The sequence below is a fragment of the Glutamicibacter sp. genome (assembly GCF_035257265.1).
Lineage (GTDB): Bacteria > Actinomycetota > Actinomycetes > Actinomycetales > Micrococcaceae > Glutamicibacter.
Genome location: NZ_DATEXC010000019.1, coordinates 1 through 14,062, shown reverse-complemented (window position 1 = coordinate 14,062; position 14,062 = coordinate 1). Strand labels below are relative to the sequence as shown.

Sequence of the window (14,062 nt, the reverse complement as noted above, 5' to 3'; positions counted from 1 at the left end):
CGGTGAAACTGCACCCTACCCCCGCACTGTTAACCACTCTGGCCCGGATCGCACCGGGAACCGAGCTTGCTCAAGGGCTTGAACGCATCCAGCGTGGACGTACCGGAGCGCTAATAGTTCTAGGTCATGACCGGGTAGTTGAATCCATCTGCTCCGGCGGTTTTCGAATAAACACCGAATACACACCCACCCGGATCCGCGAACTAGCGAAGATGGACGGGGCGATTATTCTTGACGCAACGGGAAAACAGGTACTGCAAGCAGGCGTACAGCTCATGCCTGATGCTGCGATCGAAACCCAAGAATCCGGTACCCGGCACCGCACAGCCGAGCGCGTGGCAGTACAGACCGGTTTCCCGGTTATCTCGGTCTCCCAATCGATGCATACCATCACGCTATATGCGGCCGGCGAGCGCCACGTGCTGGAAACCAGCGAGCGACTGCTGGCGCGCGGTAATCAGGCGGTAGCCACCCTAGAGCGGTACCGGCACCGGTTGGACCAGGTCACCAGCGCCCTGTCTGCCGCGGAAATTGAAGACGTCGCCACGGTTCGCGAGGTTCTTGCGGTGCTGCAACGCACCGAAATGCTGCGCCGAACCAGCGAGGAGATCTCCCGGCATGTCCTGGAACTGGGCGTTGACGGCCGCCTGCTCGCGGCCCAGCATGCGGAACTGCTCGCCGGGGTGCAAGCCGATAACCAGCTGATCCTGCGCGATTATTCAAATGCAGAGGGCGTGGAGCTGGATATTGACGAGGCGCTGAAGAAGCTCGCCGAGATCACCGACGCACAATTGGTCGAGCTGGAAGCGCTCACCAAGATTCTGTTCCCGAATTCGACGGTGAGCCAGGATGACCAGCTCACCCCGAAGGGTTACCGGCTGCTCTCCCAGATCCGCACGGTGCCCAAGGCTATCGGTGAGCGGCTGGTGGCGGCATTCGACAATCTGCAGCACCTGATGGCGGCGTCCACCACCTCACTGATGGAAATCGAAGGCGTCGGCGAACAGCGCGCGCGTTCGATCAGGGAAGGTCTCGCCCGGATGGCCGAGTCCTCACTTCTGGACCGGTACATCTAGTCCAGCTGGAAGGTCACCGGCTCCGAATTATTTTCGCCTAAGGCTGCGGTGAATTTGTAGGTTCCCGGACGTGGTTTCACGTTCACTGACTTGCACCCCGGGGCCGAGCGTTGCCGGGACCAGGTGAAGCGAGCGGATTCTTTTTGTCCTGGCTTCATTTTCATTGCCACATCTTCACCGTCGGTCAGACAGTCGAGAGTGGAGAAGATGCGGTCGTTGCCACTGGTGATCAAGAATTCTTGTTGTGTGGTGCCCACGTTTAATTCGCACTCACGCTCTGAACTGTTCTCAATGCCAAGGATCAACACCGGCTGCTTATCGGTAGGGTACGAGCCTGCGTCGGTGCTGGCGGTAATTTTTACCTCATCCGAAGAGCACTTGTCCCCCGTGTCCGGTGTCGCGGACTCATTGGGGCTTGGCGAACTGCTCGGCACCGCCTGCGGCTTATTTTCGGCTGGCGTGCTGGCTCCAAGAATTCCGGCCAATGCTACGCCGCCCCAAACCAGCAAGCCGACGATTGTTAAAGCAATCACGGACACGGCAATGCGCCGGCGGCGGTAGACGCTGGCCGCTGATTTTCCCCCCGATGCATTACTCATGGCTTAAGGCTAGTTCATTGCTGAGCCTCAGCCCGGTAATGCGAGCCGATTCCACACCGTGAATCGGCTCGCTTAGAGTGGATATGTGCAAGAAATCCACCAACAAATTAATCACTGGTACCAGCGCAATGCCCGCGACCTCCCGTGGCGCCGTCCTGGCGTCAGCGGCTGGGCCGTTATGGTCAGCGAATTCATGCTGCAGCAAACTCCGGTGGTGCGCGTACTGCCGGTCTGGGAGCAGTGGATGCACCGCTGGCCACGGCCTCAAGATCTGGCCGCCGAGCCGTTATCCGAAGCGTTAAAAGCCTGGGGCCGTTTAGGCTACCCGCGCCGCGCCATGCGTTTGCATGCGGCCGCCATTGAAATCACCACCCAGTACAACGGTGAGGTTCCCGAAACCGAGCAGCAGCTGCGCGCACTTCCGGGGGTCGGCGAGTACACCGCCGCGGCCATTGCCTGTTTCGCCTACGGACAACGCACAGTGGTAGTTGATACCAATATCCGCCGGGTGCACGCCCGGTTATTTGGTGGGATGGCCCTACCCGAACCAAATCCGCGGGCCAGCGAGTTCGTCCGCGCCAAGCAGGTGCAACCCGAAGAGCACGCAAGCGCTAACCTGTGGAATATCTCGGTAATGGAGCTTGGCGCGCTGATCTGCACGGCGCGCTCACCAAAATGTGATGCCTGCCCGGTCTATGAACACTGCGCGTGGATTAAAGCCGGGCAGCCCGCACCGCATTACGCGCCTAAGGGGCAAGCGTGGAAGGGCACCGACCGCCAAGTGCGTGGTGCGATGATGGCGATCTTGCGGGCCCATGAAGAACCCGTACAGCGCGAGACTTTCCTGGCGGATTTAGCGCTTCAAAACCATGGCGACTTTGTAGCCCTGCACAAGCTTGATGCTCCGCTTGAGCAACGCGAACGCGCACTGGCCGGGCTGCTGAGCGACGGATTAGCGCTTGCCGAAGAATCAGGCATCCGACTACCAAGCTAAGCTACGCGCGCCAGTTATCGTATTTTGGCGCCACCGTCCTATGCTATGGCTATGAACGCAAGCGCAGACGCGGCTAATGCCGCCCGCAGGGCAGCCGATCACCCCTGGTTTGAGCGATTGGCCAGGTTCGGGTACGTGGCCAATGGGATATTGCACGGCGTCTTAGGCGCGTTGGCTTTGGTGCTCGCCACCGGCGGCTCCGCTCAGGCAGATCAAAGCGGTGCCATTCAGGCTCTCGCGTCGCAACCATTTGGTGAAGTGTTGTTATGGGTCTGTGCCGCTGGATCCCTGCTTTTGGGTTTGTGGAATATTTCTCAGGCGTTCCTCCACAGCGACAAGCTTCGTACGCGCATAAAATTTGTGTCCACCGGGTTAGTTTTTCTGCTCACCGGCGGAGCTTTCAGCCGTTATGCCATCGGCAGTGGCAGCGATTCAAAGAAGACGGCTACAAGCCTCAGCGGTGAGCTGATGGGGCATCCTGCCGGGCAGCTCGCATTGCTTATTTTTGGCGCCACGGTGATCGGCATAGGCGGGTTTTTCGTCTTCCGCGGCGTGACCCGCAGGTTCCTAAACGACCTGAAAGCCACTGGTGGCACGGCGATCTCCCCCGCAGTCAAAATTACCGGAACAATCGGTTATATCGCCAAGGGCCTGGTACTTGGCGCTCTTGGCTTACTCTTTATTGTCGCCACAATTCAGCATGACCCCGAGGAAGCAACGGGAATTGACGGGGCGCTCAAAGCCATTCGAGACCAGAGTTTCGGTTCAATCGCGCTAGCGGCCATCGGTGCCGGATTGCTGGCCTACGCGGTGTACCTGCTTTTCCGTGCACGCTATGATTCGATGGACTAGAAGGTCAAAATCATCCGGGTGTTGCCTAAGGTATTCGGCTTGACGCGCGCCAGGTCCAAGAACTCGGCCACACCCTCATCACGCGAGTGCAGCAGTTCCTGATACACCTCTTGGTCAACGGCCGATTGATCGGCCATCACGGTGAACCCATGACGTTCAAAAAATTCCACTTCGAAGGTCAGGCAGAAAACCCGGGACACTCCGACTTCTTTGGCCCTGCGCAGTAATTCTTCAATCAGCACATGTCCAACGCCCTGACCGCGGTATTTGGTGCTGGTGGCCAGCGTGCGGATCTCTGCGATATCTTCCCAAATCACGTGCAGTCCACCACAGCCGACTACTTCGCCGACGCTGGCATCCTCGGCGATGACGAACTCTTGTATGGACTCGTAATAGGTTACCGCTTCCTTATCCAGCAAGATTCGGTCTACCGCGAGCGGGCGCACAAGGTCCCTAATTTTCGCGACATCGCTGGTACGGGCTGAACGGACGGTAAAAGTATTCACCTGCCACATACTATTCCCGTAACCAAGCCCACCCAAGCGCTGAAGTCTTTTTTGTGACACATCAGCCACGCAATATGCAACACTAAGGACGGACAACCACAAATCAGGGAGCACGATGCAACAGCATATGGCCAAACCCGGAGCCGGCTTGCTGCTAGTGCTCCTGGCCTCAGTAGGTATCGCCCCGTTGTTTACCTACGGGCTCAGTGCCACCAGCGACCTGGTTATTTCGGACCTGCAAATCAGCGAGACGCAGTTCGGTTTACTTGCCACCGTATGCTTCGGTTGCGCGGCTATAGGTAACGCCGCCTTCAGTAAGTTTGCGGATCGGCGCGGTGACGCCAGCTTATTCATCATCGTCTTTGGGCTATCTGCTGCCGCGCTTGCCTTGGCTGCTATTCCCAGCGGTTACGCGTTGCTTCTCGTGGCCGCGATGTTCGCTGGCTTCGCGCAGTCCTTCCCCAACGGGGTGACCAACCGAGTGCTGGTCCAACGCGTGCCAGGGGCACAACGCATCACGTGGACGGGCATCAAGCAGTCTGGTGTGCAGGTAAGCCAGCTGGTGGGCAGCCTCGGATTCCCGTTGCTGGCCGCCTGGATTGGCTGGCGCGGGGCCTCATTGGTTGGAGCGATACTTGCCGCGGTACTCGGGGTGCTGACGGTCAGGCTGATCAACGCCACGGCCCTACTTCCCGTCCCGACGAGCAAGCCACGGAAAAATACGGCAACCGCGACCGGCCCTTCCACTCGTTTTATCGTTATCACGTTGACCGCCTTTGGCTTCATTAACGGTATGGGGGTGCAGGCAACCAACGTGTACCTTCCCCTGTTTGCGGTGCGCGAGTTGCACTTTTCATTGCTTTTAGGCGGCTTGACCGCGGCCGTGGCAGGAGCCTTCGGCGTGGCCGCACGTATCGGCTGGGGAGCACTGATGTCTAAGGGAGTCTCTGCACCTAAACTGTTGCTCACCTTAGCCCTGTTAGCCACCAGTGGCGCGTTGACCTTCTGGCAAGCCCAGGTACAGCATTCTGCTCCTCTGTTATGGGTTGCGGTGCTCTTACATGGTGCGGCAGCCCTGGGCGTTTCGGTGGTGCTGATGGCCGCGTTGCTGCGTGCGGTTCCAGCCGCTTCACTAGGTAGTTCCACCGGCATTGTCTCGGCCGGGCAGTTTGCCGGGTTTACTTTTGGACCACTGGCTATGGGTGCGTTGATCTCCTCGCCTGGCGGGTTCACTACCGGCTGGCTGGCGGTAACCGGAGTGTACCTGTGCTGTGCGGGCCTCGGCCTGTACTTAGTCTTGCGGAAACGCAGCTAATGGATCTGGCCACCTTGGCTCACCTGCGCCGGGCACGAGACCTCATGGATCGGCATTTTGCGGAACCGTTAGATGTTCCTGCCATGGCCGGGCGTGCACTGATGTCCCCCGCACATTTTTCTCGGGAGTTTAAGCGCGCTTACGAAGAGACACCATACTCATACCTGTTGACCCGCCGAATCGAACGAGCCATGGTGCTCTTACGCGCCGGAGTTTCGGTAACTGAAGCTGCCATGGCTGTTGGGTGGAGTTCGCTTGGTTCCTTTAGCAGCCGATTCACCGAGATAGTTGGTGAATCACCTTCGGCTTATGCAGCACGTGAGCATTCTGCGACCGAGGAGATCCCAGCGTGTGTTGCCAAGATCTTGATGCGCCCTCCCCGATTTTGAGCAGTTTTGGAGAAGCTCAGAGTTTTCCCCGACGCTAGGCTGAATTCATGACAAATATTAGTGTGCAATATATTCCGGTTACCGTACTTGATGTCGATGAAGCCTTAGTTTTTTACCGTGACGCGCTGGGTCTTGAGGTCGTCTCGGATGTAGCTCACGGCGGGTTCCGCTGGGTATCTCTAGCAGTATCTGGGCAACCTGGTCTGAACTTGGTACTCTCTGCGCCAGGCGCTGGACGCTCAGATCAAGACGCGGCCGCTCTCGCGGAACTCGTTGCCAAGGGGGCGCTAGGTGGCCTGGTGCTATCCGTCAATGATTTGGACTCGGTGTTCCAAACCGTCAGCGCCAGCGGGGCAGAAGTCTTGCAGGAACCTATCGAACAACCGTGGGGGCCTCGTGATTGCGCCTTCCGCGATCCGTCGGGAAATATGGTCCGCATCAATCAAAGCGCTTAGGAGTAATTGAACATGTCGGAAACTCAGGGATTCAGCGCGGCAGAAAAAGCCGCAATGAAAGAACGCGCGGCCGAACTAAAAGCCCCGAAGAAGCGCATGAGCAAGGCTGAGAAGCAGCAGGCCGCGCGAGCGGACCTGGAAGCAAAAATCGCCTCCTTCGAAGGAAGCGATAAGGAACTGGCTCAGCGCCTGCACCAGCTGATCACCACCACGGCCCCACAATTGGAGCCAAAGCTCTGGTACGGGATGCCTGCTTATGCTCTTGATGGCAAGGTTTTGTGCTTCATTCAAGATGCCAAGAAGTTTGAGGCACGCTATCTAACGTTTGGCTTCAACGATGTGGCGCGACTAGATGAGGGGACCTTGTGGCCAACTTCTTTTGCGATCACCGCTCTGGAAGAAAAGCATCTCAAAATGCTCACCGACTTGGTGGCCAAGGCAGTGAAAAACTAGGTTAAAAGCACCGCGGGTGAGGTAGTCGGAAGTTATCCGAATACCTCACCCGCGGTTTTTATTGCCTAAGCCTTAGCTTTCCAGCGCAGCTGGTGCCGGTTCGCCTTCCAGCTCACCGGTTCCACCTTCTGCATGGAAGACAAACTTACGTGTCTCCGCTTCGCCTTCGACGTCAACGGTGATCTTCTGCCCTGAGACAATCTGCCCGAAGAGGATCTTCTCCGAGAGCTGATCTTCAATATCGCGCTGGATCGTGCGACGCAATGGACGAGCGCCCATGGCTGGATCGTAGCCACGCTCGGCCAAAAGCTTGCGCGCGGCCGGAGTCAGCTCGATGGTCATACCGCGGTCATCTAGTCGCTTGGCCAAACGTGCGACGAACAGATCCACGATCTCTTCGATCTCGTCCTGGTCCAGCTGTGGGAAGACCACGATGTCATCAACGCGGTTCAAGAATTCCGGACGGAAATGCTGGCGCAGTTCTTCCTGAACCTTTGCCTGCATCCGCTCGTAGCCGGTACGGGTATCGGCCGATGCCTGGAAACCTGTCATGACACCCTTGGAGATATCTCGGGTACCAAGGTTGGTGGTCATGATGATGATCGTGTTCTTGAAGTCGACCACGCGACCCTGCGAGTCGGTCAAACGACCGTCTTCCAAGATCTGCAGCAACGAGTTGAACAGGTCCGAGTGGGCCTTCTCCACCTCGTCAAAGAGCACGACGGCGAATGGACGACGGCGGACCTTCTCGGTCAGCTGTCCGCCTTCTTCGTACCCGACGTAGCCCGGAGGGGCACCGAAGAGCCGCGAAACGGTGTGCTTCTCGGAGTACTCGGACATGTCCAGAGTAATCAGCGCATCTTCTTCGCCGAAGAGGAACTCGGCCAAAGCCTTTGCCAGCTCGGTTTTACCTACACCGGTTGGACCGGCGAAGATGAACGAGCCGCCTGGGCGATTTGGATCCTTCAGACCTGCACGGGTACGACGGATCGCCTGGCTAATCACCTTGATTGCCGAGTCCTGGCCGACCACACGCTTGTGCAGCTCGTCTTCCATGTTCATCAGACGCGAGGACTCTTCCTCGGTCAGCTTCACCACTGGGATACCTGTGGAGTTAGCCAAAACCTCGGCGATGAGTTCCTCGGTGACCTCGGAGATTTCGTCGAGGTCGCCATTGCGCCAGGACTTTTCCTTCTCGTTACGGGCCTCGATGAGCTTGGATTCCTTATCGCGCAGCGATGCGGCACCTTCGAAGTCCTGCGCATCAATCGCAGCTTCCTTCTCCAGTCGCACGGTCGCGATTTCCTCGTCCATTTCCTTCAACGCCGGAGGTGCGGTCATGCGCTGGATGCGCAGTCGAGCACCGGCTTCGTCGATCAAGTCAACGGCTTTATCGGGCAGGAAACGATCCGAGATGTAACGGTGCGCCAGCGTAGCAGCTGCCTGCAGTGCACCGTCGGTGATGGTCACGCGGTGGTGCGCTTCGTAGCGGTCACGCAGGCCACGCAGAATCTGCGTGGTCAGCTCGACCGAAGGCTCCTTGACCTGAATCGGCTGGAAACGACGCTCAAGCGCCGCGTCCTTCTCGATGTTCTTGCGGTACTCATCCAAGGTGGTTGCGCCGACGGTCTGCAGTTCGCCACGAGCCAGCATTGGCTTGAGGATCGAAGCAGCGTCGATAGCGCCCTCGGCGGCACCTGCACCCACGAGGGTGTGGATCTCGTCGATGAACAAGATGATGTCTCCGCGGGTACGGATTTCCTTGAGCACCTTCTTCAGGCGTTCTTCGAAGTCACCGCGGTAACGTGAGCCGGCCACCAGTGAACCGAGGTCCAGGGTGTACAGCTGCTTGTCCTTGATGGTTTCCGGGACGTCTCCACGCACGATCGCCTGGGCTAGCCCCTCGACTACCGCGGTCTTACCGACGCCTGGCTCACCAATGAGTACCGGGTTGTTCTTGGTACGACGCGAGAGGACCTGCATAACGCGTTCCATCTCGTGTTCGCGACCGATAACCGGGTCCAGCTTGCCTTCGCGGGCTGCTGCGGTGAGGTTGCGGCCGAACTGGTCCAGTACTGCAGATCCCGCAGGGGTTCCCTCGGACTGTCCACCAGAGCTAACACCAGCCGAAGCGGTGTCCTTGCTTCCCTGGTAGCCCGAGAGCAGCTGGATGACCTGCTGGCGCACGCGACCGAGGTCGGCACCCAGCTTCACCAGCACCTGGGCTGCGACGCCCTCGCCCTCGCGGATCAGGCCGAGCAGAATGTGCTCGGTTCCAATGTAGTTATGACCCAGCTGCAACGCTTCGCGTAGCGAAAGCTCCAAAACCTTTTTGGCGCGAGGAGTGAAGGGGATATGACCGGAAGGGGCCTGCTGGCCCTTACCGATAATCTCCTGCACCTGCTCACGCACGGCACCCAACGAAATATTCAGTGATTCGAGCGCCTTGGCGGCTACCCCATCACCTTCGTGGATAAGACCGAGCAGCAGGTGCTCGGTGCCGATGTAGTTGTGGTTGAGCATGCGCGCCTCTTCTTGGGCGAGCACGACAACTCGACGGGCACGGTCAGTAAATCTCTCAAACATCTTCGGCACACTCCTTGCTTACCAATAGTTCGATGCTACGCACCAGACGGCCACAATGCGCCCTTGTTCGCCATAGGGATAACCGGAAGGCGTAGATTCCTCCATAATTGAATGGCATACCAATATTTGGTGCGCTAATTAGTTCATTAAATTTCAGACTTATTCCATCAAGCATGAACATTCATTGGTACACCAAATAAATGAGCCGTGATGTACCCGTTATACAAGCAAGGGGCCGAAGTATCTTTCGATACTTCGGCCCCTTGTAGAGACTTATTGAATACCCAGTAAATTACTTGGCGCGACCTCGGCCACCCTTACGCATTGCTGCGTTGTAGGCATCCACAACATCAGCGTTCAAACGCCCGCGAGCGTTGACCTTGATGTTGTTTTCTTTAGCCCATGCGCGAATTGCAGGGGCTTCACTCGTGCTGCTCTGCTTGGCTGAACGTGCAGCATCGATATATGGCTCTAAGGCCGCACGGAATTCGTCGGCGTGCTCCGTATTCAAATCCATTTCGAAGTGCTGACCAGCAACACTAAACGAAATGGACTCAACAGCTTCGCTACCATCAATGTCGTCAATCAGGGCAATCTGAACCTGACGTGCCATTATTCTATTTCCTCCATGCGTGGATTTGCTGAACTAAGCTCCAAAGAACTCAAAGTTCATTGCAGAAATCAAGTATAGTCAAAATTCGCAATAAATCCGAACGCAACAAAGAATTAAGGGGGAATTACTAGGTTTATCCTATTTCCCAGGCGTACCAGATTCTGAATTGCCACGATCGATGAATTTTGCCTCGGCTTCAGCCTGAGCCTTACGTTCATTTCTGTCGGCGTTTGTAATCGCTTTCATCGCGTACCAGAAAATGAGCGCCAAAGCGATAGTCGGAACAATAGCCTCTACATATGGCATGGGCTTTAGGCCTCCGGCTTGAGTAATGGGAACAAAATTGTTTCGCGAATACCCAGATCGGTAAAGAGCATCACTAGTCGGTCAATGCCCAAGCCGATGCCACCCATTGGCGGGGCACCATATTCCAGTGCACGCAGGAAGTCTTCATCAAGCTGCATCGCTTCGGGGTCTCCGCCGGCAGCCATCAGCGACTGTTCGGTGAGGCGTTCGCGTTGGATGACCGGGTCAATGAGCTCGGAGAATGCGGTACCACGCTCCATGCCACCAATAATCAGGTCCCAGGCTTCGATCACACCAGGCTTCGAGCGGTGCGGACGAGCCAGTGGCTGTGCCAGCGGCGGGTAATCACACACGAAAGTTGGGTCGATCAAGTTCGGCTCGACGATCTCGCCGAAGAGCTCGATAACCAGTTTCTGCGCGCTCCACGACGGATCAATCTTAACTTCGTGCTTTGCGGCGACTTCGCGTAGTACCGAGGCATCCGTATCCGGGGTGATTTCCACACCCACGGCTTCAGAGAGTCCCGGGTAGACGCTCAGCCAGCGCCACTCACCATCAAGATTGATGGTTCCCTTGGCGGTCTCCAAGGTTCGGCCAGCGCCGATGGCGTCCGCCGCGTTGAGGATGATCTCCTGCATACGCTCGGCCATCACATACTGGTCTGCATAGGCTTCATAGCATTCGAGCATGGTGAACTCTGGCGAGTGCGTGGAGTCCACGCCCTCGTTACGGAAGATTCGGCCGATTTCGAAAACTCGATCCACGCCGCCAACCACAGCGCGCTTCAGGTATAGCTCAAGCGCGATGCGCATGGTCATTTCCTGATCAAAGGCGTTCAGGTGGGTTTTGAATGGGCGGGCCGAGGCGCCACCGTGCACCAGCTGCAGCATCGGGGTTTCCACCTCGACGTACTCCTGGTTTTCTAGGGTGTTACGCACGGCGCGGATGATCGCTGCACGCTTGTAAACCATCTCGCGTGCCTCGTTGCGCACGATCAGATCTGCGTAACGCTGACGCACACGCGTTTCTTCGTTCAAATCTGCGTGCAGTACTGGAAGCGGGCGTAAGGCCTTGGAAGCCATTTCAAACCCCTCGGCCATGACCGAAAGCTCACCACGGCGCGAAGAAATTACCTCGCCGGTGATAAACACGTGGTCCCCGAGGTCTACCAGGGACTTCCACTGGGCTAAGCGCTCCTCGCCGACATTGGCCAGCGAGAGCATTACCTGCAGACGTGTTCCGGCGCCCTTTGGGCCGCCCTCCTGCAAGGTGGCGAAGCAAAGCTTGCCGGTATTGCGCATGAAGACGATGCGTCCTGCAACGCCGACGCGCTGACCGGTTGCTTGGTCCGGCTCCAGATCTGGGAACAGTTCACGGACCTGCTGCAAAGTATGAGTGCGTGCCACCCCAACCGGGAAGGCTTCCTCGCCGTTTGCCAGCAGGGCGTTGCGCTTATCGATGCGGACCTGACGCTGGTCGTTCGGATCGGTGCTATCTACGGAATTATTTTGGGAAGTCACAATAGTCCATTCTACGTGTCATTGATTGCTCTGTGGCCTGATCATGATGCGACTTACATGGTGATCTTTATGCCTTAACGAAAACAAGGTGCCGGGATCACTCCCTGCACCTTGTTTCGGTACTACCAGATGGTTACGCGGTCGGCCGGGTCTAGCCACATCCCGTCGCCTGGCTTCGTGTCAAAAGCCTCGTGGAAGGCTGCCAGGTTCTTCGGCACCTGATTACAGCGGAATTCGCCCGGAGCGTGTGGGTCGGTGGTCACCCGGACAACTGCGGTTTCCGGGCGGATCAGCGTACGCCAGCATTCTGCCCAGGCGTAGAAGAAACGCTGATCACCGGTAACACCTTCGATCACTTCATCTTCTGCGATACCCCGTGCCGTCAGCTCTAACTTGTATGCCTGGTAGGCGATACCTAGCCCGCCAAGGTCACCAATGTTTTCGCCGAGAGTCAGCTGGCCGTTGACCTGGTGATCTGGTGCTTCCGTAGGGCTCAGCGCGTTGTACTGGTCGATGAGCTTTCCGGTGAGCTTTTCAAAGGCAGCTCGGTCTTCCTCGGTCCACCAGTTTGTTAGTTGCCCGGTACCGTCATACTGCGATCCCTGATCGTCAAAGCCGTGACCGATTTCGTGTCCAATGACCGCGCCGATAGCTCCGAAGTTGGAGGCGATGTCGCGATCTTTGTCGAAGAATGGCAGGCGCAGAATGGCAGCCGGGAAGGCGATCTCGTTGAGCAGTGGGTGGTAGTAAGCGTTGACCGTCTGCGGGTACATGAACCACAGTTCGCGATCCACCCCATCGTCAATCTTCTTTAGCTCACGCTTAAATTCGAATTCGTTGGCCGCTGCAAGATTAGCGATAACGTCCAACGGGTCCGTCGTGATCGAAGAGTAGTCGATCCATTCATCGGGGTACCCGATCTTTGGCCGGAACATCGACAGCTTTTCCAGCGCCTTTTCGATGGTTGCAGCGCCCATCCACGGCAGATTGGAGATGGAAATACGATAGGCCTCAGTGAGTCGTTCAACTAAAGCATCCATCGCGGTCTTAGCTTCTTGCGGGAAATGCTTGGCTACGTAAAGTTGACCGATGTCTTCACCTACGCCACCCTCGGTGAACGAAACGCCGCGCTTCCAGCGCTCCTTGAGGGTTTCCACTCCGCCCAGCTTCGCTGAGTAGAAGGAGAAGTTTTCGTTAACAAAAGCACTAGACAGATACGGTGCGAACGAACGCAGGACCTGCACAGTGAGCCAGTTCTTCCAGCTCTCTAGTGGCTCGGTGTTTAGTAGTTCAGATAGTGCCTTGAAGTAGCTTGGCTGCCAGAGGACTACCTCAGCGCTGTACTTCGAATCGATACCGGCACCCTGTAACCAGGACTGCAGCTCAGGGAAGAGTGCAAGAACTTCGTCTTGGTTCATCAAGTTGTAGCGTGCTTGTGCGTCGCGGACCTTAACTCGGTCCCAATGGTGACTCGCAATCTTAGTCTCCAAGTCCACCACTGAGCTCGCGGCGTTCTTCGGAGATTCGATGCCACCAAGTTCCAGCAATCGACTCAGGTGCTCCTGATAATCCTCGACCGTCTGAGAGAACTGCTCTTCACGGTAGTAAGACTCATCTGGTAGCCCAAGGCCGGCTTGCAAGAAGGTTAGGAGGTTGCGCTCTGGATTTCCTGCGTCATTCATCGCACCGGAGGCGAGGAATCCGCTGATGCCCTTGCGGTAGAAAGATCCAGAGAGCTCAATTAGCTGATCTATCGTCGAAAGTTGCGCAATTTCGCGTAGGTACTGCGCGACAGGCTCTGCGCCACGCGCTTCAATCACTTCTTCATTCATAAAGCTGCCGTAGAGCTCTGCAATACGCTTGGTGGGGCCCTCAGTCTGGGTGCCCGACTCGTAGGACTGGACCGCTTCGGTGATGATCGCGTGAACCGCGTCTTCTGCGTCATCACGCAGTTCCATGAATGATCCGTAGAGCCCCTGATCGCTTGGAATCGATGCCGAGTCGAACCACTTGCCGTTCGAGTGACGATACAGGTCATCCTGAGGGCGGATGGAATCATCGAGATATTTCAGCGCATCAGATGTCAACGAGGGGCTCCCTATATAGCAGATCTAGTAGTATCTACTATTCACTGTAGCTATTAGTTCTTTGCCCTGAACGAGCTGAGCCATATATGCGCCGACGGCTTAAACAGGTGAGGCCCCGAACACCACAGTGTCCAGGGCCTCAAACCAACCACAACAACATCATCATCAGATGACGTCGCTTACTCCAAGTTAAGTCCGGCGGTGACCTACTCTCCCACACCCTCACGAGTGCAGTACCATCGGCGCAGTGGGCCTTAGCTTCCGGGTTCGGTATGGGACCGGGCGTTTCCCCCACGCTATGACCGCCGTAA

14 protein-coding genes and 1 rRNA gene are annotated in these 14,062 nt (G+C 57.0%); 7 read left to right on the top strand and 8 right to left on the bottom strand.

The features are described from left to right. Nucleotides 1–2: 2 nt before the first annotated feature. On the top strand, nucleotides 3–1,076 hold the full coding sequence (gene disA / locus VJ369_RS03780; RefSeq protein ID WP_324090797.1) for a DNA integrity scanning diadenylate cyclase DisA: 1,074 nt from the start codon (nucleotides 3–5) through the stop codon (nucleotides 1,074–1,076). On the opposite strand, the gene VJ369_RS03775 is transcribed toward disA, so the two are convergent. Continuing rightward, nucleotides 1,073–1,675 carry a hypothetical protein gene (locus tag VJ369_RS03775; protein WP_324090796.1) on the bottom strand — a complete coding sequence of 201 codons (603 nt, stop codon included), beginning with the start codon at nucleotides 1,673–1,675 and terminating at the stop codon, nucleotides 1,073–1,075. The two genes, disA and VJ369_RS03775, sit on opposite strands and share 4 nt — an antisense overlap. A gap of 85 nt (nucleotides 1,676–1,760) precedes the next feature. Between VJ369_RS03775 and VJ369_RS03770 the strand changes: the two genes are divergently transcribed. After that, nucleotides 1,761–2,669, top strand: a complete 909-nt coding sequence (locus tag VJ369_RS03770) for an A/G-specific adenine glycosylase (RefSeq protein WP_324090795.1) — start codon at nucleotides 1,761–1,763, stop codon at nucleotides 2,667–2,669. A gap of 51 nt (nucleotides 2,670–2,720) precedes the next feature. Further along, complete coding sequence (locus tag VJ369_RS03765; RefSeq protein ID WP_324090794.1) at nucleotides 2,721–3,521, top strand: DUF1206 domain-containing protein; 801 nt, start codon at nucleotides 2,721–2,723, stop codon at nucleotides 3,519–3,521. On the opposite strand, the gene VJ369_RS03760 is transcribed toward VJ369_RS03765, so the two are convergent. Further along, the gene (locus VJ369_RS03760; RefSeq protein WP_324090793.1) at nucleotides 3,518–4,036 is read right to left on the bottom strand and encodes an amino-acid N-acetyltransferase; all 519 of its coding nucleotides are present in this window, start codon (nucleotides 4,034–4,036) and stop codon (nucleotides 3,518–3,520) included. The two genes, VJ369_RS03765 and VJ369_RS03760, sit on opposite strands and share 4 nt — an antisense overlap. Nucleotides 4,037–4,142: 106 nt before the next feature. Here VJ369_RS03760 and VJ369_RS03755 point away from each other — a divergent pair, with 106 nt between their 5' ends. The 4 genes from VJ369_RS03755 to VJ369_RS03740 are packed head-to-tail and all read left to right on the top strand — an operon-like array spanning nucleotide 4,143 to nucleotide 6,639. After that, nucleotides 4,143–5,342, top strand: coding sequence for an MFS transporter (locus VJ369_RS03755; protein WP_324090792.1), 1,200 nt, complete (start codon nucleotides 4,143–4,145; stop codon nucleotides 5,340–5,342). Further along, complete coding sequence (locus tag VJ369_RS03750; protein ID WP_324090791.1) at nucleotides 5,342–5,731, top strand: helix-turn-helix transcriptional regulator; 390 nt, start codon at nucleotides 5,342–5,344, stop codon at nucleotides 5,729–5,731. Before VJ369_RS03755 ends, VJ369_RS03750 begins: the two co-directional genes overlap by 1 nt. 47 nt (nucleotides 5,732–5,778) lie before the next feature. Further along, nucleotides 5,779–6,186 (top strand): VOC family protein, encoded by a 408-nt coding sequence (locus VJ369_RS03745; protein ID WP_324090790.1) that lies wholly within the window; start codon nucleotides 5,779–5,781, stop codon nucleotides 6,184–6,186. Between the two features lie 12 nt (nucleotides 6,187–6,198). Beyond that, entirely contained in the window at nucleotides 6,199–6,639 is a 441-nt protein-coding gene (locus tag VJ369_RS03740) for a DUF1801 domain-containing protein (RefSeq protein ID WP_324090789.1), read from the top strand. A gap of 72 nt (nucleotides 6,640–6,711) precedes the next feature. Here the strand turns inward: VJ369_RS03740 and VJ369_RS03735 are convergent, their stop codons facing one another. The 6 genes from VJ369_RS03735 to rrf all read right to left on the bottom strand — a co-directional run bounded on the left by VJ369_RS03735 (nucleotide 6,712) and on the right by rrf (nucleotide 14,061). Beyond that, nucleotides 6,712–9,225 carry an ATP-dependent Clp protease ATP-binding subunit gene (locus VJ369_RS03735; protein WP_324090788.1) on the bottom strand — a complete coding sequence of 838 codons (2,514 nt, stop codon included), beginning with the start codon at nucleotides 9,223–9,225 and terminating at the stop codon, nucleotides 6,712–6,714. Between the two features lie 292 nt (nucleotides 9,226–9,517). Then, on the bottom strand, nucleotides 9,518–9,838 hold the full coding sequence (locus VJ369_RS03730; RefSeq protein WP_096256843.1) for a histone-like nucleoid-structuring protein Lsr2: 321 nt from the start codon (nucleotides 9,836–9,838) through the stop codon (nucleotides 9,518–9,520). Nucleotides 9,839–9,976: 138 nt separating this feature from the next. After that, nucleotides 9,977–10,144 carry a hypothetical protein gene (locus VJ369_RS03725; protein ID WP_181148077.1) on the bottom strand — a complete coding sequence of 56 codons (168 nt, stop codon included), beginning with the start codon at nucleotides 10,142–10,144 and terminating at the stop codon, nucleotides 9,977–9,979. 5 nt (nucleotides 10,145–10,149) lie between these two features. Beyond that, nucleotides 10,150–11,664 (bottom strand): lysine--tRNA ligase, encoded by a 1,515-nt coding sequence (lysS, locus tag VJ369_RS03720; RefSeq protein WP_324090787.1) that lies wholly within the window; start codon nucleotides 11,662–11,664, stop codon nucleotides 10,150–10,152. A gap of 122 nt (nucleotides 11,665–11,786) precedes the next feature. Continuing rightward, a complete protein-coding gene (locus tag VJ369_RS03715) occupies nucleotides 11,787–13,751 on the bottom strand; it encodes a M13 family metallopeptidase (RefSeq protein ID WP_324090786.1) in 1,965 nt (654 codons plus the stop codon). A 193-nt stretch (nucleotides 13,752–13,944) separates the two neighbouring features. Beyond that, nucleotides 13,945–14,061, bottom strand: a 5S ribosomal RNA gene (rrf, locus tag VJ369_RS03710). Between the last annotated feature and the right edge of the window lies 1 nt (nucleotide 14,062).

Bases quoted from the DNA above. Each gene is read 5' to 3' on its own strand.
- VJ369_RS03775 (WP_324090796.1), bottom strand. From the start codon at position 1,675: ATGAGTAATGCATCGGGGGGAAAATCAGCGGCCAGCGTCTACCGCCGC.
- VJ369_RS03765 (WP_324090794.1), top strand. From the start codon at position 2,721: ATGAACGCAAGCGCAGACGCGGCTAATGCCGCCCGCAGGGCAGCCGAT.
- VJ369_RS03760 (WP_324090793.1), bottom strand. From the start codon at position 4,036: ATGTGGCAGGTGAATACTTTTACCGTCCGTTCAGCCCGTACCAGCGAT.
- VJ369_RS03755 (WP_324090792.1), top strand. From the start codon at position 4,143: ATGCAACAGCATATGGCCAAACCCGGAGCCGGCTTGCTGCTAGTGCTC.
- VJ369_RS03750 (WP_324090791.1), top strand. From the start codon at position 5,342: ATGGATCTGGCCACCTTGGCTCACCTGCGCCGGGCACGAGACCTCATG.
- VJ369_RS03745 (WP_324090790.1), top strand. From the start codon at position 5,779: ATGACAAATATTAGTGTGCAATATATTCCGGTTACCGTACTTGATGTC.
- VJ369_RS03740 (WP_324090789.1), top strand. From the start codon at position 6,199: ATGTCGGAAACTCAGGGATTCAGCGCGGCAGAAAAAGCCGCAATGAAA.
- VJ369_RS03735 (WP_324090788.1), bottom strand. From the start codon at position 9,225: ATGTTTGAGAGATTTACTGACCGTGCCCGTCGAGTTGTCGTGCTCGCC.
- VJ369_RS03730 (WP_096256843.1), bottom strand. From the start codon at position 9,838: ATGGCACGTCAGGTTCAGATTGCCCTGATTGACGACATTGATGGTAGC.
- VJ369_RS03725 (WP_181148077.1), bottom strand. From the start codon at position 10,144: ATGCCATATGTAGAGGCTATTGTTCCGACTATCGCTTTGGCGCTCATT.